This is a genomic window from Dyella sp. (assembly GCF_051962475.1).
Taxonomy (GTDB): domain Bacteria; phylum Pseudomonadota; class Gammaproteobacteria; order Xanthomonadales; family Rhodanobacteraceae; genus Dyella_A.
In genome coordinates this window covers 21,301-39,555 of record NZ_JBQCCF010000015.1, presented here as the reverse complement: position 1 = coordinate 39,555, position 18,255 = coordinate 21,301, and the positions used below count along the sequence as shown (strand labels likewise).

The 18,255-nt window shown below is 68.1% G+C and carries 18 protein-coding genes; 7 read left to right on the top strand and 11 right to left on the bottom strand.

Features of this window, described 5'->3' with window-relative positions; translation table 11 throughout:
* From ACTHJF_RS02610 to ppa, 3 genes are all read left to right on the top strand, one after another.
* Positions 1-1,219 (top strand): prolyl oligopeptidase family serine peptidase (locus ACTHJF_RS02610; RefSeq protein WP_440265703.1); only part of this gene is annotated, 1,219 nt, incomplete at its 5' end.
* Between the two features lie 85 nt (positions 1,220-1,304).
* A complete protein-coding gene (locus tag ACTHJF_RS02605; protein ID WP_440265702.1) occupies positions 1,305-2,138 on the top strand; it encodes a 2OG-Fe(II) oxygenase in 834 nt (277 codons plus the stop codon).
* Positions 2,139-2,215: 77 nt separating this feature from the next.
* Positions 2,216-2,752 (top strand): inorganic diphosphatase, encoded by a 537-nt coding sequence (gene ppa / locus ACTHJF_RS02600; RefSeq protein ID WP_440265701.1) that lies wholly within the window; start codon positions 2,216-2,218, stop codon positions 2,750-2,752.
* Between the two features lie 81 nt (positions 2,753-2,833).
* On the opposite strand, the gene ACTHJF_RS02595 is transcribed toward ppa, so the two are convergent.
* From ACTHJF_RS02595 to ACTHJF_RS02585, 3 genes are all read right to left on the bottom strand, one after another.
* On the bottom strand, positions 2,834-3,202 hold the full coding sequence (locus ACTHJF_RS02595; protein ID WP_440265700.1) for a GFA family protein: 369 nt from the start codon (positions 3,200-3,202) through the stop codon (positions 2,834-2,836).
* A 63-nt stretch (positions 3,203-3,265) separates the two neighbouring features.
* Positions 3,266-3,850 carry a ferritin-like domain-containing protein gene (locus ACTHJF_RS02590; RefSeq protein WP_431635556.1) on the bottom strand — a complete coding sequence of 195 codons (585 nt, stop codon included), beginning with the start codon at positions 3,848-3,850 and terminating at the stop codon, positions 3,266-3,268.
* Between the two features lie 160 nt (positions 3,851-4,010).
* On the bottom strand, positions 4,011-4,661 hold the full coding sequence (locus ACTHJF_RS02585; RefSeq protein WP_431635555.1) for a TetR/AcrR family transcriptional regulator: 651 nt from the start codon (positions 4,659-4,661) through the stop codon (positions 4,011-4,013).
* 339 nt (positions 4,662-5,000) lie between these two features.
* Between ACTHJF_RS02585 and ACTHJF_RS02580 the strand changes: the two genes are divergently transcribed.
* Both ACTHJF_RS02580 and ACTHJF_RS02575 read left to right on the top strand, forming a co-directional pair.
* Positions 5,001-5,660 carry a protein-L-isoaspartate O-methyltransferase family protein gene (locus tag ACTHJF_RS02580; protein WP_440265699.1) on the top strand — a complete coding sequence of 220 codons (660 nt, stop codon included), beginning with the start codon at positions 5,001-5,003 and terminating at the stop codon, positions 5,658-5,660.
* A gap of 31 nt (positions 5,661-5,691) precedes the next feature.
* Positions 5,692-7,041: a TolC family outer membrane protein gene (locus ACTHJF_RS02575; RefSeq protein ID WP_440265698.1), complete on the top strand. Its 1,350-nt coding sequence runs from the start codon at positions 5,692-5,694 to the stop codon at positions 7,039-7,041.
* 60 nt (positions 7,042-7,101) lie between these two features.
* On the opposite strand, the gene waaA is transcribed toward ACTHJF_RS02575, so the two are convergent.
* Positions 7,102-8,367: a lipid IV(A) 3-deoxy-D-manno-octulosonic acid transferase gene (gene waaA, locus ACTHJF_RS02570; protein WP_440265697.1), complete on the bottom strand. Its 1,266-nt coding sequence runs from the start codon at positions 8,365-8,367 to the stop codon at positions 7,102-7,104.
* A gap of 91 nt (positions 8,368-8,458) precedes the next feature.
* On the opposite strand from waaA, the gene lpxL reads away from it, so the two are divergent.
* On the top strand, positions 8,459-9,382 hold the full coding sequence (gene lpxL, locus ACTHJF_RS02565; RefSeq protein WP_440265696.1) for an LpxL/LpxP family Kdo(2)-lipid IV(A) lauroyl/palmitoleoyl acyltransferase: 924 nt from the start codon (positions 8,459-8,461) through the stop codon (positions 9,380-9,382).
* Here the strand turns inward: lpxL and ACTHJF_RS02560 are convergent.
* The 6 genes from ACTHJF_RS02560 to ACTHJF_RS02535 all read right to left on the bottom strand — a co-directional run bounded on the left by ACTHJF_RS02560 (position 9,379) and on the right by ACTHJF_RS02535 (position 14,300).
* Positions 9,379-10,143 (bottom strand): glycosyltransferase family 2 protein, encoded by a 765-nt coding sequence (locus ACTHJF_RS02560; protein WP_440265695.1) that lies wholly within the window; start codon positions 10,141-10,143, stop codon positions 9,379-9,381. The two genes, lpxL and ACTHJF_RS02560, sit on opposite strands and share 4 nt — an antisense overlap.
* Positions 10,140-11,405: an O-antigen ligase family protein gene (locus ACTHJF_RS02555; protein WP_440265694.1), complete on the bottom strand. Its 1,266-nt coding sequence runs from the start codon at positions 11,403-11,405 to the stop codon at positions 10,140-10,142. The genes ACTHJF_RS02560 and ACTHJF_RS02555 overlap by 4 nt, the downstream gene beginning before the upstream one ends.
* Positions 11,406-11,475: 70 nt before the next feature.
* Entirely contained in the window at positions 11,476-12,639 is a 1,164-nt protein-coding gene (locus tag ACTHJF_RS02550; protein WP_440265704.1) for a glycosyltransferase, read from the bottom strand.
* A 63-nt stretch (positions 12,640-12,702) separates the two neighbouring features.
* Complete coding sequence (locus tag ACTHJF_RS02545; RefSeq protein WP_431635543.1) at positions 12,703-12,909, bottom strand: zinc-finger domain-containing protein; 207 nt, start codon at positions 12,907-12,909, stop codon at positions 12,703-12,705.
* 156 nt (positions 12,910-13,065) lie between these two features.
* Complete coding sequence (locus ACTHJF_RS02540) at positions 13,066-13,650, bottom strand: YceI family protein (RefSeq protein ID WP_440265693.1); 585 nt, start codon at positions 13,648-13,650, stop codon at positions 13,066-13,068.
* Between the two features lie 56 nt (positions 13,651-13,706).
* Positions 13,707-14,300: a malonic semialdehyde reductase gene (locus tag ACTHJF_RS02535; protein WP_440265692.1), complete on the bottom strand. Its 594-nt coding sequence runs from the start codon at positions 14,298-14,300 to the stop codon at positions 13,707-13,709.
* Positions 14,301-14,436: 136 nt separating this feature from the next.
* Between ACTHJF_RS02535 and ACTHJF_RS02530 the strand changes: the two genes are divergently transcribed.
* Complete coding sequence (locus tag ACTHJF_RS02530) at positions 14,437-15,414, top strand: mitochondrial fission ELM1 family protein (RefSeq protein WP_440265691.1); 978 nt, start codon at positions 14,437-14,439, stop codon at positions 15,412-15,414.
* On the opposite strand, the gene glnE is transcribed toward ACTHJF_RS02530, so the two are convergent.
* Positions 15,405-18,251, bottom strand: coding sequence for a bifunctional [glutamate--ammonia ligase]-adenylyl-L-tyrosine phosphorylase/[glutamate--ammonia-ligase] adenylyltransferase (gene glnE, locus ACTHJF_RS02525; protein WP_440265690.1), 2,847 nt, complete (start codon positions 18,249-18,251; stop codon positions 15,405-15,407). The two genes, ACTHJF_RS02530 and glnE, sit on opposite strands and share 10 nt — an antisense overlap.
* Between the last annotated feature and the right edge of the window lie 4 nt (positions 18,252-18,255).

Below are 18,255 nucleotides of genomic sequence, written 5' to 3'. Positions count from 1 at the left end.
GCAGACCAAGTCACCATGGACGGTGGGCGGCAAGACCTGGCCAGCGGGCGCCCTGATCGCGACGAACTTCGACGACTTCATGGCCGGCAAGCGCGATTTCACCGCGCTGTTCACGCCCGACGCGCACACCGCGCTCGCAGGCTATTCGTGGACGCAACACCACCTGATTCTCGACGTGCTCGACGACGTGAAGAGCCGCCTCGACGTGCTGACACCACCCGCATCCGGCAAGGGCGCGTGGACGCGCGCGGCGTTGCCGGGCGCGCCGAAGTTCAGCACCATCGCCGTGGTCGGAACCGATCCCGACCGTTCCGACGAATACTGGCTCACCGTCACCGGCTTCCTGCAGCCGACCACGCTGTACCACGGCACGCTCGGCAAAGGCGGCGCCGAGGCGATCAAGCACAGTCCCAACTTTTTCGACGCATCGAAGTACCAGGTCACCCAGCATTTCGTGCGATCGAAAGACGGCACCCGCGTGCCGTACTTCGAGATCGCGCCGAAGCAGCTCAGGCTCGATGGCAGCAACCCCACCCTGCAGTACGGCTATGGCGGCTACGAAGTCTCGCTGCAACCCAGCTACAGCGGCAGTATCGGCCGCGCCTGGCTGGAAAACGGCGGCGTCTACGTGATTGCCAACATCCGCGGCGGCGGCGAGTACGGCCCGCGCTGGCACAAGGCCGCGCTCAAGGCCAACCGCCTGCGCGCCTACGAGGACTTCGCCGCGGTGTCCGAAGACCTCGTCAGGCGCAAGGTCACCTCGCCCAGTCACCTCGCTGCGATGGGCGGCAGCAACGGCGGCCTGCTGATGGGCAACATGCTCACGCTCTATCCGCAGCTCTACGGTGCGATCGTCAGCCAGGTCGCGCTGCTGGACATGAAGCGCTACACGCACCTGTCCGCCGGCGCGTCCTGGATGGCCGAGTACGGCGACCCGGACAAGCCGGCCGAGTGGGCCTGGATCAGGACGTTCTCGCCCTACCAGAACGTGCAGGCCGGCATGCACTACCCGCCGGTGCTGTTCACCACCTCCACCCGCGACGACCGCGTGGGGCCGGCACACGCGCGCAAGATGGCCGCGAAGATGCAGGCGATGGATCTGCCGAACGTGTGGTTCTACGAGAACCTCGAAGGTGGCCATGGCGCCGGCGCGGACAACAAGCAGGCGGCCTACATGCACGCACTGGCCTACGGATTCCTTTGGGATCAACTGAAGTGATGCCTGGCTCGTGCGCGCCGGCTCGACGCGACCGGCACGCACGACGCCGCTATCATCGCCGGGCGTTCCGAACCACCCGAGTGCGATGAAACGAACCACCAGCATCCGCCCCGAACTGCGCGAATGGATCCTCACCACAACGCGCGCGGGCCACAGCACCGAGGAGGTGCTGCGGCTGATGAAGGAAACCGGCTACGACCCGCGCGAGAGCCGCAGCATCGTCGCAAGCGTGCTGAAGCTGCCGCTGGCGGCACTGATCGGCAAAGCCACGTCCGCAGCGCTGAGGCCTCGCCACCCGGAGGCACCCTTCGCCGATGCGGCCGGACGGCGGGTGCGCGTCAGCGCCTCGCTCGATAGCCCCACGGTGCGCGTCCTCGACGGCCTGCTGGACGCCGATGAGTGCGACCAGCTGATCGAACAGGCGCGCCCGCGGCTGGCCCGTGCGCTGACTGTGGATACCGACGGCCGCAAGCAGGTGGACGATCGTCGCACCAGTGCCGGCATGTTCTTCCGCATCGGTGAGTCGCCGCTGATCGAACGCATCGAGAGCCGCCTTGCAGCGCTGCTCAGTGTCCCGGTCAGCCACGGCGAGGGGCTGCAGGTGCTGCACTACGCGCCAGGGCAGGAATACGAGCCGCACTACGACTGGTTCGACCCCAGCCAGCCGGGTTTCGACGCGGTGACCGCGCATGGCGGCCAGCGTGTGGCGAGCATCGTGATGTACCTCAACACGCCCGAGGCGGGCGGCGGCACCGGCTTTCCGCACGCCGGGCTTACGGTGACCGCGCTGAAGGGCTCGGCGGTGTATTTTGCCTACGAGACGGGCGATACCCGCTCCCTGCATGCCGGCCTGCCGGTGCCGAGCGGCGAGAAGTGGATCGCCACCAAGTGGCTGCGCGAGCGGCCGTTCCTGCGCTGACGCGCGATCTGCTGCGTCGCAGCAGCTCTTGCCGTATCCTTATCGACCCTCTTTATCCCTCGCGCAAGGTCACACCCATGGGTCTGGATCTGGTCAGCGCCGGCCGCAACGTGCCGGACGAAATCAACGTCATCATCGAAATTCCGAAGGACGCCGAGCCGGTCAAGTACGAAGTCGACAAGGCCTCGGGCGCGATCTTCGTCGACCGCATTCTTTCCACGCCGATGCGCTATCCGTGCAACTACGGCTATGTGCCGGGCACGCTGGGCGACGACGGCGATCCGCTGGACGCGCTGGTGATCCTGCCACTGCCGCTGATCCCGGGCTCGGTGATCCGCTGCAAGCCGGTCGGCATGCTGCGCATGACCGACGAGGCCGGTGGCGACGAGAAGCTGGTGGTGGTGCCGGTCGAGAAGATCTTCGCTGGCTACGCCCACATCCAGGACATCGACGGCGTCTCGGGCCACTGGCTGGAGCGCATCGGCCACTTCTTCGAGCACTACAAGGATCTGGAAAAGGGCAAATGGGTCAAACTCGACGGCTGGACCAACGCCGCCGACGCCAAGGCCGAGATCCTGCGCGGCATCGAGCGTTATACCCAGGACAAGAACTGATCGGCCTTTCCCGGCGGTTCAACAACAAGAGCGCGCCGAGGGCGCCCTCTTGTTTTACGGCTTCCGGGTGACGGGCGGGGGCTACTGCGCCATCGGCCACGACGCCCGCTCGGTGCGGTAAGTGGCGTGTATGTGCGAGCGCACGCCGATCGCGGCACTCTCGTCCAGGGTCGATACCTCCAGGCTGACCATGCCGTCCTGCCGTACCGTGCACAGCGCGCTGCCGCAATTGGCACAGAAGCCGTGACGCACCTGGCTGGCCGCGCCATAGAACACCGCGCCACCCTCCCGCCAGTGCACCGCCGCCGCCGGCAAATCCATCCCCACCACCACGGCTTCACCCAGCGCCAAGCGGCACAGGCTGCAGCCGCAGTAGCGGCGGCGGCCGTGATCGACCTCTGCCTGATAGCGCACATCGCCACACGCGCACTGCCCCTGCAACATCGTCATGCCATCCCCCTACTCGATGATCGCCGCGCCAGCGCTCAGCGTTAGCCCTGGCGCGGCACCCGCTCAATGCTCTTTGCCTGATGCCTGCGATGGCCGCGCCGGCTCGCCCTTCCTGCCCAGCTCTTCGAGCAGGGTCGCCATGTCCTCGGCGTGCTCCTCCTCCATGGCGAGGATCTCTTCCATCATGCGCCGACTGGTGGGGTCGTCGTTGCCGAGGTAGCGCACGATGTCCCGGTAACTGTCGATCGCGATGCGCTCGGCCACCAGGTTTTCCTTGATCATGTCGACCAGGTCGTCGCCTTCCACGTAGTCGGCGTGGGCGCGCGTGAGCAGACCGGCGGGATTGAAATCGGGCGCCCCGTCGAGCTGAGTGATCCGCTCCGCAATGCGGTCGGCGTGGCCCTGCTCTTCGTTGGCGTGCTCGAGAAACTCGGCCGCCACGCTCTTCGCGTGGATGCCCGACGCCATGTAATAGTGCCGCTTGTAGCGCAGCACGCAGACGATTTCGGTGGCGAGCGCTTCATTGAGCAGCTTGATGACGGTCTCACGGTCCGCGCTGTAGCCGTCGGTGATCGCGCCGCGATCGATATGTTCGCGCGCCCGCTGGCGAATCGTCTGGATGTCCGTGATGAAAGGCTTGCTCGCCATGCTGCGGCTCCTTGTGAGGATTGAACCGGGCTGTCGCTTTGGCGACAGCGGATTCCCCTCATCGTATGGAGCGCACGCGAAGTACGAGTGAACGGCCTGCAAGGAATTCGCAAGCTGCGCCAAGGCGCGGGCGGGCATCATCCCGCCGCTGAGTCTGCGCTCAGCGCGGAACGTAGGCCCGCAGGAAGGTCGCCACACCGGCGCGAGCGGTGGCTTCGATCTCGGCGGCATACGCATGCGGGCAATCGTCGCAGCCGAACATGCGGCGCATCATCAGGTCGCCCTTGATCAAGGCAAGGAACTGGACGGCAGCGCGAGGCACGTCGTCGATATCGAGCATGCCGGCGTCAACCGCCCGGCTGAGCAGACGTTCCATCAGTCCGTGCGTGCGCACCGAACCCTCTTCCCACAGCAGCCGACCATAGCGGGGATTGCCTTGCCGGCAGTCGCTGAGGATGGCTCGGAAGGTACCGACCGTTTCCTTGTCGCAATCGAGGCGGGCGTGGGCCAGCGCGACATTGAGCAAGGTCTGGCCGATCTCGGCGTCCGGGTCCAGGTCATAGGTGTTCTCCGGCAGGAGATCCTGCAGGCGTGCGCGCACCACTTCGCGAAAGAGGTTGTCCTTGTCTCCAAAGTGACTGTAGACCGTGAGCTTCGACACCCCGGCTTCGGCAGCGACCGCATCCATGCTGGTGCCCGCGAACGCATTGCGCACGAACAGACCCTTGGCGGCCTCGAGGATGGCGGCACGCTTTTCCATATCCTTTGGACGGCCCGGGCCTTGGCATTTCATGGGCGAGACGGAACTCATCGGAACACCTTCACAGAAAACCACATCACCTTTATTATACGGGTCGGTTTAATTATTTCCAAGGCGCCGAAGATCCGCGGTACAGGCGCGGCCTGCCGGCGGGGCGCACTTAACAGTGTATCGGCACGTCCGCCACGTGTTGAGGCTGGGACGAATCGGCTCGCAAGAGCGCAGTATTGTCCGCGGACAGCGCGCCGGGCATGACTTCCGTCAACCGCGCGCGGTGACTTCCGGCACTTCGGACCCGGCGCCACCAGCCGGCAGGCTAGCGATTGTCGGAAGTGGGCTAAGCGCTTATCCTTTTTGACCTTTTTCGATCCGTACGGGACGTGGCTGAACATGGCGATGAACTTCGAGCAGGCGCGGCAAAACATGGTGGAAAACCAGGTTCGCCCCTGGGAGGTGCTTGATGCGCGTGTGCTCGAGGTGCTCGGCCGCGTGCGTCGCGAGGATTTCGTTGCACCCGATCATCGTCAGCTGGCATTTGCGGATGTTTGCCTGCCGCTGGGTCACGGGGAAGTGATGATGAAACCCGTGCTCGAGGGCCGCGTGCTGCAGGCGCTGGAGCTGGCATCCACCGAACGCGTGCTGGAGATCGGTACCGGCTCGGGCTTCCTCACCGCGTGCCTCGCCGGGCTGGCCGGCGAAGTGGTGAGCGTGGACATCCATGCCGACTTCACCGCCACAGCTGCTGCCCGACTGGCGGCCGCGCGAGTCGACAACGTTGAACTGACCACTGGTGACGCCGTGCTGACCTGGCAGCCGCAAGGCCAGTTCGACGCCGTGGTGCTGACCGGTGCCGTGGCGCGCCTGCCCGAACGCATGCTGGGCTGGCTCAAACCCGGTGGCCGCCTACTGGTGATCCGTGGCGCGTCGCCGGCGCAGCAAGTGGCGCTGCTTACCCAGGAAGGCGCCGGCCGCTACCGCGATGAAGTGCTGCTGGAAACCGATCTCCCCTATCTGGTGCATGCCGAGCCTGCGCGCCAGTTCGTGTTTTGAACCTCCCTTAAGTCACCCCACGAGGCACCCCATGCGTTTGAAGCTTCTGTCCCTGGCCCTGGCCCTGTCGGCAATCTCCCTGCCCAGCCATGGTGAGGATTTGCTGGATGCATATCGAGAAGCGCGCGCCAACGATCCGGTGCTCTCGCAGGCGGACGCCCAGCGTCTGTCGATCGGCGAAAACGTCAACCAGGTGCGCGCTCTGCTGCTCCCCCAGGTGTCGGCTGGCCTGTCGCTCAGCCAGACCACCAGCAGCGGCAGCAGCGTCACCCGTGACCCCAATACCGGACAGGTGGTGCAGACCACCGCCGATCCGGGCCATTCGCGCACCCGCGACATCTCCGGCAACCTCAGCCAGACCGTGCTCGACCTGAGCAAGATCGCCAACCTGAAAGCCGCCCACTCGCAGGCCAGTGCACAGGACGCGCTGTATCAGGCGGCGCTGCAGGACCTGTTCGTGCGCGTCTCCACCGCCTACTTCAATGTGCTCACCAGCCAGGACAACCTCGCCTTCGCCAAGGCCAACGAGGAAGCCTACAAGCAGCAGTACGAGCAGTCGGACCAGCGCTTCAAGGTGGGCCTGTCGGCGATCACCGACGTGTATCAGGCCAAATCGTTCTACGAATCGGCCAAGGCGCAGACGATCGCCGCACGCAACACGCTGGACGATGCCCGCGAGGCACTGGCCCAGATCACCGGCAAACCGACCGGCGACCTGAAGAAGCTGCGCGACGACCTCCCGATGAGCCCGCCCGTGCCGAACGACCAGAAGGCGTGGGTGGACCAGGCGCTGCAGAACAATCCGAACATCCTCTCGGAGAAGTTCAGCGTCGATGCGGCCGAGCACAGCATTTCGGCGGCACGCGCCGGCCACCTGCCGACGATCAACGCCAACGTGAGCTACGGCAAGAGCGCCACCTGGTACCAGAACTCGAACCTGCACTTCCGTCAGCCGAGCTCCACCACGATCGGGCTGACGCTGTCGGTGCCGATCTTCGAAGGCGGCGCCACCCAGTCGCGCGTGCGCCAATCGATCTACCAGCGCGACGCGGCGCAGGACACGCTCGAGGCGCAGCGTCGCCAGGTCACCCGCGACACGCTCAACTACTACCGCTCGGTGATCGCCGGCATCAGCCAGGTCGAGGCCGCCAAGTCCGCAGTGGAGGCTGGCCAGAAGGCGCTCGATGCGACACGGGCGGGTTTTGGCGTGGGCACCAAGACCATCCTCGACGTGCTGACCGCAATCCAGACGCTGACTTCGTCGGAGAGTCAGTACTCGCAGGCACGGCACCAGTTCATCCTGGACAAGCTGCTGCTGAAACAGGCCACCGGCACCGCCGACCTGAAGGATGTCGAGGCGATCAACGCCTTGCTCGAATGACCAGCCTCTCCGGTCGTCGATAACAAAAAAGCCGGGCCGCAAGGTCCGGCTTTTTTGTGGCTACTCGCCCAGCGCGTGATCGATCAGGGTCATCACCCGGCCGACCGCCCCCTGCTCGCTGTCGAACACGGCGTGCGCCCTTTCGCCCATTTGTTTCAGTGCCGAACGGTCGCGAAGCAACTGAAGTACCGCCGCTCCGAGAAGCTCCCCACTGGCCACCCGCATCGCGCCGCCCTGACTGACCATGGTCTGCGTGATGTCATCGAAATTGAACGTGTGCGGCCCCACCAGCACCGGCCGCGAAAGTGCCGCCGGCTCCAGCACGTTGTGCCCGCCGATCGGCACCAGGCTGCCACCGACGAAGGCCAGGTCGGAGGCAGCGAAGAAGGGCATCAACTCGCCCATCGCATCGATCACGAACACCTGATGCCCCGGCGCGGCGATGCCATCGCCACTGCGGGTGCCCACCGAGAAGCCGAGGTTGCGCACCAGGTGCTCGACCATCCGAAAGCGATCGGGATGCCGCGGCGCCAGCAGCAGCAGGGCGTCGGGCAGGCGCTGCAGCACCTCCAGGTGGGCTTCCAGCACGGCCAGCTCCTCGCCCTCATGGGTGCTCGCCGCCATCCACACCGATCGCAAGGGCCCCCACTGGGCACGCAGCGCTTCGCCCTTGCTGCGGGCGTGGTCCGGCACCGGCATGTCGAACTTGAGATTGCCGCTGACCACGATGCGCTCGGTCGGCGCGCCGAGCATGCGATAGCGCGCGGCGTCCGTACGCGACTGCGCCGAAACCAGACTCACGCAGCGCAGCGCAGCGCGCACCAGACCGCGGGCGGGGCGGTATCCACGCAGCGAACGCTCCGACAGCCGCGCGTTGACGATCATCAACGGAATGCCGCGGCGATGACAGGCGAAATACAGGTTGGGCCAGATCTCCGTCTCCACGATGATCGCCAGCCGCGGACGCACGCGCTGCAGAAAGCGGCGCACCGCGAAGGGCAGGTCGTACGGCAGGTAGACATGGAACACGCTGTCGCCGAACAGCTGGCGCACGCGCTCGGAGCCGGTGGGCGTCACCGTGGTCACCACCAACGGCGCCTGCGGATAAGCCTGCTTGAGAGCCTTGATCAACGGCACGGCCGCGTTCACCTCGCCGACCGACACAGCATGCACCCACAGCGAACCGCTGAGACCCGGCGCCGGAAACACGCCGAAGCGCTCGGGCCAGCGCTGGTGATAGCTGCCGTGACGCATGCCACGGGTCAGCAGACGCAGCACGATCACCGGCGTCGCCAGGTACATCAGCAAGGTGTAGAGAAGGCGCAACGGGCGGACCCTTGGTGAGGGCGGCCAGTATAAACGGCCCATGTCGTACGGCCTTGGCTGCCCGGCTCGCTACAATGGCGCGATGCCCGGCATGCCACGCCCCTCCTTCGACCGCTCCCTGCTCACTCCGCGCCATTGGCCCGCATGGATCGGGCTGGGTGCGATCTGGCTGATCGCGCGCCTGCCCTATCCGATGCTGATGCGCCTGGGCCGCTGGCTCGGCGCTCTGGCCATGCGCGTCGATTCGGCGCGACGCCCGGTGGCCGAGGCAAACATCGCGCTGTGCTTTCCCGAACTGAATCGAGCGCAGCAGGCCGCACTGGTGGACGCGCACCTGCGCGACATCGGACTGATGCTGGTGGAGTTCGCGCTGGGCTGGATGGGTCGCGACGAGGCGATCGCCCGCCTGCCGCTGTCGGTGGAAGGGCTGGAACATCTCGAGCGCGCCCGCGCTGCCGGCAAGGGTGTGCTGCTGGTTGGCGGCCACTTTTCGCACCTGGAGCTGTGCGCGCGGCTGGTCTCGCAACGCATCCGCATCGCGGGCATGTACCGGCGCATGGACTCGGCGGTGTTCGAGTGGGCAGTGCTGCGCGCCCGACTGCATTACGCCGACGCGATGTTCGAGAAGGACGACATCCGCGGCACGGTGAAGTACCTGCGCGGTGGCGGGACGCTCTGGTACGCGCCCGACCAGGACATGCGCAGCAAGGACAGCGTCTTCGTGCCGTTCTTCGGCGTGCCAGCGGCCACCATCACCGCCACGCACCATCTGGCACGCATGGGCAACGCGGTGGTGATCCCGTTCTTCCACCGCCGCCTGCCGGACAACGCCGGCTACGCGCTGCGCCTCGGCGCACCGCTCGAGCACGTGCCCAGCGACGACGTGCTCGAGGACACCGCCCGCGTGAATGCGTGCATCGAGCAGATGGCGCGCGAAGCGCCCGAGCAGTACCTGTGGGTGCACAAGCGCTTCAAGACCCGCCCGGATGGCATGCCGCCGGTGTACTCGCGCTAGCGCCGGCGGCGCGCTTGCTCCCGCGCCTCGTGCAACTTGGCGTATTTGAGGAAGGCGTAGAACGCTCCTGTGACGCTGGCGATGAAGCCGGCCCAGCCGTTGAGGAAGTAACGCTTGCCGATGTACTGGCGCAGGAAGAACACCGGCGGGTAGAACACCATGCGCAGGCCGGCGAAACGCTGCCGCTTGCGCAGCTTGTAGGCCACCATGCCGGTCGTGTAGCGGTTGATCTTCTCCACCCGCGTGGCGATGTCGCTGTCGCCATCGTTGACGAAGTCGGCGGCGTGCAGGGTCTTCACGGGACCATCCACTTCCACCGCGGCATGCACATCCACGTCGTTCATGCGGCCGCGGCGACGATCGAACAGGCGCAGGTGGCCGTTGCGCCAGCTGCGTCGGTGCTGCACGGTCCAGAACATGCGTTCGCGCCGCGGCAGCCGGAAGCCGGCGTAGCGTGGTTGCTCCAGAGCACGCTCGATCACCTCACGCGTACCGGGCGAGAGAATTTCGTCGGCGTCGAGATTGAGCACCCAGTCGTGGCGGGCCATGTTGATCGCCCGCTGCTTCTGCGGGCCGTAATCGTCGAACGGATGCACCGCCACGCGCGCGCCGTGGCGTTCGGCGATTGCGACAGTGGCGTCGGTGGAACCCGAATCCAGCACCACAATCTCGTCGGCCCAGTCTACCTCGCGCAGGCAGGCGTCCAGCGTATCGGCGTTGTTGTAGGTGATCACCACCACCGACAGGGGCTCACGCGTCATGCGCCCTCCTCCTCGTCGGGCAGCGCGCCCAGCGCAGCGCACCACAGGCCCAGCAGCCAGGCGAACAGCAACCCCCACCAGGCTGAATAGAACGCCAAGTGGGTGTTGAGCGGAAACAGCATCACGCCCAGCGCCACCGTCACCGGAAATGCCTGCGCCCGCGCAGCCGCCCCCACGTGGCGCCAGTAGCGCAGCGCCACCACCAGGGCAGCCAACCACAACACCAAGCCGATGGCACCGGTCTCGGTCAGCACCTCCAGAACGATCTGGTGCGCGTGGCAAGCGCCCTCGCCCACGCCGCACGATTCGCCCACCACGAAATGGTCGTTGACCGGCGCGTACTGCGGATACGCGTAGCGGAAGCCGCGCACGCCCACGCCGTTGAACGGATGCGCCGCGGCCATGCGCAGACTGGCGCGCCAGATGTCGAGCCGGCCGCTGAGTGCCACGTCCACGCCCTGCTCGCTGCCGCCGAACGCGGCGACAGTGCGCTCCATGCGCGCGTGGAAGCGCGGCGAGGTCTGCCATGCGATGGCACCGGCCAACGCCAGCACCACCGCGGCGCCTGCACCGAACAGCGCGAAGCGCCGGAACGAGCGCGCCTCGCGCCAGGCAAACGCCAGCACCACCAGGCCGTAGCAGAGCCACGCCGCGCGCGCGCCGGCGAGCAGCACGGGGCCAAGCAGCAGCACCGCGACCAGCCACATGACGCGTGCGCCCCAGCGCTCACGCGCCGCCCACAGCGCGAACGGCGAGAGCACTGCCAGCGTCGGCCCGAGCTTGAGGTTGTCGGCACCGAAGATGCCGGAGATGCGCTCGGCCTCGGCGTGGCCGCCCAGGCTCCAGCCGGTGAGCGCCTGCACCCAGGCGTCCAGCGCCCACAGCGCGATCACCGCAGCCACCGCGACATACATCATCCGCACGCGCGCCACCCGGCGCAGCGCAAAGCAGGCATAAAGGCCCAGCGGCGCGAAGCGCAGCAGCCCGGCCACCGTGCCCCAGCTCTTGCCAGGCACCACCGCATCGACCGCGGAGATCAGCGCCGCACCGATATACCCGGCCAGGATCAGCAACAGGCAACGCGCGCCCTCGTGCTGCTCCAGCGCATGGGGAAAGCGCAGGAACAGCATCATCGTGCCGAACAGGCACAGCGCGGTGCCCAGCTCGGCGCTGCGGCCGAACGGCAGCAGCGCAATCACCAGCCAGTAGGGCAACAAGGGCGAACGCAGGGCGGCGCGGAGGGAGGCGGAAAAGGAGGACATGCACAGGCCAGCGCGAGGATGACCGGCATTGTAGGCGAGCCGATGGCCCGCGGCGGGCCAGGGCGCCGGGTCAATCGACCGGCTGCGCCACCAGCTCGTCGTACAGTGCCAGCGTGGCCTGCTGCATGTCCGCCAAGCGGTAGCTCTGCAGCATGGGGATCGGCGGCGCCACGCGCAGCAGTTCGGCGGCACGCTCCACCAGTTTTTCGCGATCGCCCAGCGGCACGCGACCGGCCGGATACAGCTCAGCCAGCAACTCGCCCACGCCGCCATGGGCATAACCGAGCACCGGGCGGCACAGCGACAGCGCCTCGACCACGGTACGGCCGAACGCTTCGGGCTTGTTCGACAGCTGCAGGATCAGTGCGGACACTGCGTAGATATCGCGCACGTCGTCGCGCGCCGGCGCCAGCACCACCTGCGACTCCAGGCCGCGCTGGCGGATCAGCTCGCGCAGCTCCTCGGCATAGGCTTCGCGACCGGGCTCCAGTACGCCCAGCAGCAGCAGACGGGTGCCGACGCCGCGATCGCGAAGATCGGCGACCAGCTCGATGGCGTCATGGTGCCCCTTCAGCCGCGTGCCGCGCGCCGGCAGCGTGAGCAGCGGCGCTCCGATCAGCTGCGGAAATTGGGCGAAGAACGCCTTCTGCCAGGCGTCATCGGGGCGGTGGCCGTAGGGGAACGCCTCCGGATCGATGCCTCGCGGGATCACCCGCACCCGCGACGGCTCCAGCCAGCGGTAATGGCTGAGCACATACGCACGCACCGTCTGCGATACCGCAATCACCCGCTCGCCGCGCAGCATCACGGCGCTGTAGCGGCCGGGCGAATTGAGCCCGTGCACGGTGGTGACGAAATGCGGCTTGCGCGTGAGCCCACGGATGGCCCAGCGGCCCATCCACGCCGGCATGCGCGAGCGCGCGTGCACGATGTCCGGGTCGATCGCTTTCAGCGCCCGGCGCAGCGCGCCGATGCGTCCGAGGGTACCGATCGCCTTGCGGCCGATGTCCAACGTGACGTGCTCGCTGCCCTCGGCCTGCAGGCGCTCGGCCAGGCGGCCGCCGGCGGAGATCACCACCGATCGGTGGCCGGCCGCCACCAGGGCACGACCAATCTCCAGCGCCGATCGCTCGGCGCCGCCGGAATGCATCGCCGGAATCAGCTGAACGACGGTCAGCGACCGGACGGCGCGGGTGACGGCAGCGGACATGGTCTCTGGCATGAAGGCCTTCATCCCTGGAGGCAAGCAGCGATCGTGCCGAAACCGGGGGCCGGCGCCAGCGTTCGCCGCTGCGGTTCAGTCGCGCAGGACGTAATGCGCGCCGCAGTAGGGACAGGTGGACTCGCCACCGTCATCGACGATGGGCAGATACACCTTCGGATGGGAGTTCCACAGCGCCATACCCGGCATCGGACAGGACAGCGGCAGGTCGCTCTGCGTCACTTCGTACCGATTTTGGGCATTCGCCGGGATCGGCGTCACCGCGGAAGAGGGGCGCGACATGGGAGGCTCCGGACAGAAAGTCGAGCCGCCAATGGTAGCAGCCCGCCGGGCCGCTGAAGCCCCGCCGGGACGCCCGACACGCGCACCCGGCGGACAAAAGAAAACGGCCGCCCCGTCGCCGGAGCGGCCGCTGCAGGAACGGGGTTCCGGGAGGGCTTACTTGCCCTTGCCGGCCTCCGCCTCGGTGGTGATGCGGATCTGCACTTCGTCGCTCACGTTCGGCACGTAGGCGCCCACGCCGAAGTCCGAGCGCTTGATCGTCGCGGTGGCGTCGAAGCCGATCGCCGGCACCTTCAGCATCGGCTGCATGCCGGCCTTGTTGAGCGTGGCGTCGAGCACCACCGGCTTGGTCACGCCGTGCACGGTGAGATCGCCGATGACCTTGAACTTGTTGCCGCCCAGCGGCTCGACGCGGGTGCTCTTGAAGGTAACCACCGGATACTTGGCGGCATCGAAGAAGTCGGGCTTCTTCAGGTGCTCGTCCAGCGCGCTGACGTGGGTGTCGAGGTTGGCCAGCGGCAGGCTCACCTCGACGCTGGAGTTGGCCGGCTTGGCCTCGTCGTACACCAGCGTGCCTTCGCCGATGCCGAGGTTGGCGGTGGGGTTGGAGAAGCCGAAGTGATTCCAGCTGAACAGCACCATCGTGTGCGACGGATCGAGCTTGTAGGTCACTGGCGCCGCCTTTGCGGCGAAACTGGCGCCGAGCAGGGCGGCGAGGGCGAGAACGTTCATGGCGCGCATGGATGACTCCTTGAGGGGTTGAGCCGGCGCGCGGCGCCGGGGAGTGGAAGAGCGGATCAGGCGATCGTGCAGGCTTCGTCGAACGACAGCCGCGGGCTGCGCGGGAACAGGTCGCGGCTGGCGTCGCCGTACCCGATGTTGATCAGGAAGTTGGACTTGACCGCCGTGCCGGCAAAGAACGCGGCGTCCACGCCGGCGTTGTCGAAGCCGGACATCGGACCGCAGTCGAGCCCCAGCGCGCGCGCCGCCAGGATCACGTAGGCACCCTGCAGCGTGGCGTTGCGGAACGCGGTGGTGTCGATCAGCGGCTGGTTGCCTTCGAACCAGCTTTTCGCGTCGGCATGGGGAAACAGCTGCGGCAGCTTGTCGTGGAACGCATGGTCGTTGCCGATGATCGCCGTCACCGGGGCGGCCATGGTCTTGGCACGGTTGCCGTCGGACATCAGCGGCGCCAGCTTCGCCTTGGCCTCGGGCGACTTCACGAACACCAGCCGCATCGGCGAGCTGTTGGCGCTGGTCGGGCCGAACTTCACCAGATCGTAGAGCTGATGCAGCTGGGCGTCGCTCACCTCCCGCGGCAGCCAGGCATTGAACGTGCGGGCGCTGCGGAACAGCTGGTCGAGGGCGGTATCGGAAAGCATCTCGCTCATGGGTATCCTTCGGTTCGGCGTGACGCGCCGATGCTGGCGCAGAAAGCGGTCAGTGTACGTGCGTCGCTGCAGCGGCAGGACCCCGCCTGGTGAAACGAACTGTGCAGATTCGAGAAACAATCGCGATCACGCCTCCATGCTGAGAGCGGCCGACGAATGCTGGGCGATCACCGACGAGGCCGCGGGCAATCAGCGCCAGGCGCTGGCGCTCGCCGGCGCGCTGGGCCTGCCGGTACGACACCTGGTGCTAGAGCCGCGGGCCCCGTGGTCTTGGCTCGCCCCGCGCCTGCTGGCCGGCGGCCGGCTGGCGCTGCCGCCGGCGCAACGCGAGTTGTTCGCGCCGCCGTGGCCGCGCGTGGCGGTCGGCTGCGGCCGCGCCGCGGCGTTGTTCACCCGCCTGCTGCGGCCGCTGTCCGGCGGCGCCTGCCACACGGTGCAGATCCTCGATCCGCGCATCGACCCGGCACACTGGGACACCGTCATCGCTCCGTGCCACGACGGCCTGCACGGCGCCAACGTGCTCACTCCGCTGGGCTCGCTGCATCCGATCGACGAGACCTGGCTGGCCGATGCGCGCCAGGCTTTCGCCTGGCTGGAGAGCTTGCCGCAGCCACGCACGGGCGTGCTGCTGGGCGGTCCACGCAAGGGCATCGCGCTGGATGCGCGCTACGCCGAGGTGCTGGAGCGTCGGTTGCGGACGCTGCATCAACGCAATGGCGGCAGCCTGATGGTGGTGGCGTCGCGGCGCACCCCCGCAGCGCTGAGCGAACTGCTGCGCGGACAGCTGGACGATATCCCCGGCGTCTTCTGGCGCGACGCCACCGACGGCCCCAACCCCTACCCCGGCGTGCTGGGCTGGGCCGACCGGCTGGTGGTCACGCCCGATTCGGTCAACATGCTCAGCGAAGCGTGCGGCGTGGGCTGCCCGGTCGAGACCGTGCTCACCGCGCCCCTGCCGCCGCGCATCGCGCGCTTCCATCACGCCCTGCGCGAAGCGGGTTATCTGCGCGGCGACGACATCGCGGCGGCCGCGCCGCCGCCCCTGCGCGAGACGGCCATGCTGGTGGCCCAGGTGCGAGAACGCATCGCGATCGCAGCCAACACTCAACCGTAGAAATCGAAGCCCAGCGCGTCGGTCACCGCCCGCACCGCGTCGACCAGCACGGCCAGCGTGGTGTCCCGCGCGCCGATGCGCGAGCGCAGGTCCAGCGTGCAGGTGAGCGCGCGCTGCAACAGGTCGGCGTGCCCACGGGCGAACGTTCCAGCCTGCGCCTCGTCGAGCAGGCCGGCCGCTCGGCAGGCGTCGATCAGGCCGGCGTTGCCGGTGACGTCGAGCAGCGCCGGATGCGCCGCGGCCGAGGCCAGCACCAGTCCCTGCAGAGCAAATTCGATATCGAGCAGGCCGCCCTGGCCCTGCTTGAGATCGAAGCGGCTGTCGTCGGAGCGGTCGCGCTCGGCACGCCAGCGCTTGCGCATGCTGGACACCTCGGCCAGTACCGCGGCGCGGTCGCGCGACACGCCGAGGATCTCGCGCCGCAGCGCGGCCAGCTCCGCATGCAGCGCCGGATCGCCGGCCACCGCGCGCGCGCGCAGCAGCGCCTGGTGTTCCCAGGTCCAAGCGCGCCCGCGCTGGTAGGCGGCGAAAGCGTCGAAGCTCGATACCAGCAGGCCCTTGGAACCGTCCGGGCGCAGCCGCGTGTCCACTTCATACAGGCGACCGGCGCGGGTGAGCACGGTGAGCCAGTTCATCACGCGCTGAGCCAGGCGCTGGTACCAGCGCGAGCCCTCCAGCGGGCGCGCGCCGTCGCTCATCGCGGCGGCGCGACGGCTGTCGTAGACGAACACCAGATCCAGATCCGACGCGAAGCCAAGCTCCTCGCCGCCTAGGCTGCCGTAGCCGAGGACCGCGAAGCCCGAGCCTTCGCCCGGCAGGCGACCGTGCTGCACCGCCAGCTCGCGCTCGGCCAGCGCGGTGACCGCCACCACCACCGACTCGGCCAGCGCAGCCAGACGTCGCGCGGTGGACACCGCATCCGCGCGGCCGTCGTTGAACGCCAGCCCCAGCCGGAACGCCACGCTGGCCTTGAATTCGTTGATCCGTTCGAGCTCGGCCTCCGCCTCGCGTTCGTCCAGCGTGCCCAGTACGCGGGTGATCTCGGCGCTGATGTCGGCGCGCTTGAGCGGCAGTTGATCGATGCGGGGATCGAGCACGTCGTCCAGCAGCAGCGGCTGGGCGATCACCCGCTCGGCGAGAAAGGCCCTGTCGGCGAACAGCCGGGCCAGACGCCGCCGCGCCGCCGGCTGCTCCTCCAGCAACGCGAGATAGGAAGAGCGACGCGCCACTGCCTGTACCAACTGACACAGACGCAGCAGGCAGGCCACCGGGGCGGCGGTCTGGCGCGCGGCGATCAGCAACTGCGGCATCACCCGGTCCAGTCGCTCGCGCGAGCCCGGCGACATGGCACGCACATTGGCCGCCTGCGGCAGCTTGAGCAAGGCATCGGCCGCTGCGCCACCAGGCACGAAACCGGAGGCTTCCAGTTCCGCCGCCTCCAGCGTGCCGACACAGGCCGCCTGCCACAGCGCGGTGTCAGCCACCGGCACGGCGGCCGCGCGACCACCCTGTGGCATCAGCACCGCGGCGAATTCCTCGCTGACCACCGCCCGGTGACGCGCCAGCTCGGCCGCCAGCGCCGCCCAGTCCGGATGACCCAGGCCGCGGGCGATGCGCTCGCGGCTGAGCTCGTCCTCGGGAATGTCGTGGGTCTGCGCATCGCGCAGCATCTGCACGCGGTTCTCCACCCGGCGCAGGCAGGCGTAAGCCTCGCGCAGGGCCCGCGCGCGTGCGGCGGGAATATGCCCACGCGCCTCGCACGCGGTCAGCGCCGGCAGCAGGCCACGCACACGCAACGAAGGCTCGCGGCCGCCGCGGATCAGCTGGGTCAGCTGCACGATGAATTCGATCTCGCGGATGCCGCCGGGGCCGAGCTTGAGATTGTCGGCCAAGTCCTTCCGGGCCACCTCCGCGTCGATCAGCGCCTTCATCTCGCGCAGGCCGGCAAAGGCGGTGTAATCGAGATATTTGCGGTAGACGAACGGGCGCAGCAACTCCTGCAGTTGCTTGCCGGCCACGCGATCGCCGGCCACCGGGCGCGCCTTGATCCAGGCGTAGCGCTCCCAGTCGCGGCCTTCGCTCTGGTAGTACTGCTCCATCGCGGCAAACGGCAGCGCCAGGCGGCCGGCGGTGCCGAACGGGCGCAGGCGCAGGTCGACCCGCGCACAGATGCCGTCCAGCGTCGGCTCGTTCAGCAATCGCACCAGCTGGCGCACCAGCCGAACGAAGTACTCGCTGTTGTCCAGGCTGCGCGCGCCGTCGCTTCGGCCGGACTGCGGGTAGGCCAGCACCAGGTCGATGTCGGAGGAGAAATTCAGCTCGCTGCCACCGAGCTTGCCGAAGCCGACCACCACCAGCCGCTGCGCACTGCCGTCCGCGCCGCTCGGGTGACCGTAGCGGGCCGCAAGCTGGCGTTCGCACCAGGCCAGCGCCTGCTCCAGCAGCACCTCGTAGAGCACGCTGGTGTCCGACAGCGTGGCCGACAGATCGTCCAGCCCGTTGACGTCGCGAAACACTAGCCGCAGTGCCTCAGCGCGGCGGAACCGGCGCAGCAGCGCGAGCGTTTCGATCTCGTCCTCCGGCAGCCGCATGCTGTCGGCGCGCGAAGCGGCATCGGCCGGCGAACGCAGCCGCTCCAGCCCGGCCGGCCCCAGCAACTGCGGCTGGCTGCGCCACACCTCGAACGCGAAGTCGCTGGCCAGCAGCGTGCGGCGAATGCGCTCGGCCACGCCCGCGTCGTCCTGCACGGCGACCCCGGCGGTACGGCAGGCGGCGGTGAGCTGGGCGTAGCGGTCGTCGATCAAGGCCCGCAAGGCGGGCGATTCGGGCGTCGTCATCCCG

What these genes read in the sequence shown, in the direction of transcription:
- ACTHJF_RS02605 (WP_440265702.1), top strand. Translation starts at nt 1,305, where the DNA reads ATGAAACGAACCACCAGCATCCGCCCCGAACTGCGCGAATGGATCCTC.
- ppa (WP_440265701.1), top strand. Translation starts at nt 2,216, where the DNA reads ATGGGTCTGGATCTGGTCAGCGCCGGCCGCAACGTGCCGGACGAAATC.
- ACTHJF_RS02595 (WP_440265700.1), bottom strand. Translation starts at nt 3,202, where the DNA reads ATGACGATGTTGCAGGGGCAGTGCGCGTGTGGCGATGTGCGCTATCAG.
- ACTHJF_RS02590 (WP_431635556.1), bottom strand. Translation starts at nt 3,850, where the DNA reads ATGGCGAGCAAGCCTTTCATCACGGACATCCAGACGATTCGCCAGCGG.
- ACTHJF_RS02585 (WP_431635555.1), bottom strand. Translation starts at nt 4,661, where the DNA reads ATGAGTTCCGTCTCGCCCATGAAATGCCAAGGCCCGGGCCGTCCAAAG.
- ACTHJF_RS02580 (WP_440265699.1), top strand. Translation starts at nt 5,001, where the DNA reads ATGGCGATGAACTTCGAGCAGGCGCGGCAAAACATGGTGGAAAACCAG.
- ACTHJF_RS02575 (WP_440265698.1), top strand. Translation starts at nt 5,692, where the DNA reads ATGCGTTTGAAGCTTCTGTCCCTGGCCCTGGCCCTGTCGGCAATCTCC.
- lpxL (WP_440265696.1), top strand. Translation starts at nt 8,459, where the DNA reads ATGCCACGCCCCTCCTTCGACCGCTCCCTGCTCACTCCGCGCCATTGG.
- ACTHJF_RS02560 (WP_440265695.1), bottom strand. Translation starts at nt 10,143, where the DNA reads ATGACGCGTGAGCCCCTGTCGGTGGTGGTGATCACCTACAACAACGCC.
- ACTHJF_RS02555 (WP_440265694.1), bottom strand. Translation starts at nt 11,405, where the DNA reads ATGTCCTCCTTTTCCGCCTCCCTCCGCGCCGCCCTGCGTTCGCCCTTG.
- ACTHJF_RS02550 (WP_440265704.1), bottom strand. Translation starts at nt 12,639, where the DNA reads ATGAAGGCCTTCATGCCAGAGACCATGTCCGCTGCCGTCACCCGCGCC.
- ACTHJF_RS02545 (WP_431635543.1), bottom strand. Translation starts at nt 12,909, where the DNA reads ATGTCGCGCCCCTCTTCCGCGGTGACGCCGATCCCGGCGAATGCCCAA.
- ACTHJF_RS02540 (WP_440265693.1), bottom strand. Translation starts at nt 13,650, where the DNA reads ATGCGCGCCATGAACGTTCTCGCCCTCGCCGCCCTGCTCGGCGCCAGT.
- ACTHJF_RS02535 (WP_440265692.1), bottom strand. Translation starts at nt 14,300, where the DNA reads ATGAGCGAGATGCTTTCCGATACCGCCCTCGACCAGCTGTTCCGCAGC.
- ACTHJF_RS02530 (WP_440265691.1), top strand. Translation starts at nt 14,437, where the DNA reads ATGCTGAGAGCGGCCGACGAATGCTGGGCGATCACCGACGAGGCCGCG.
- glnE (WP_440265690.1), bottom strand. Translation starts at nt 18,251, where the DNA reads ATGACGACGCCCGAATCGCCCGCCTTGCGGGCCTTGATCGACGACCGC.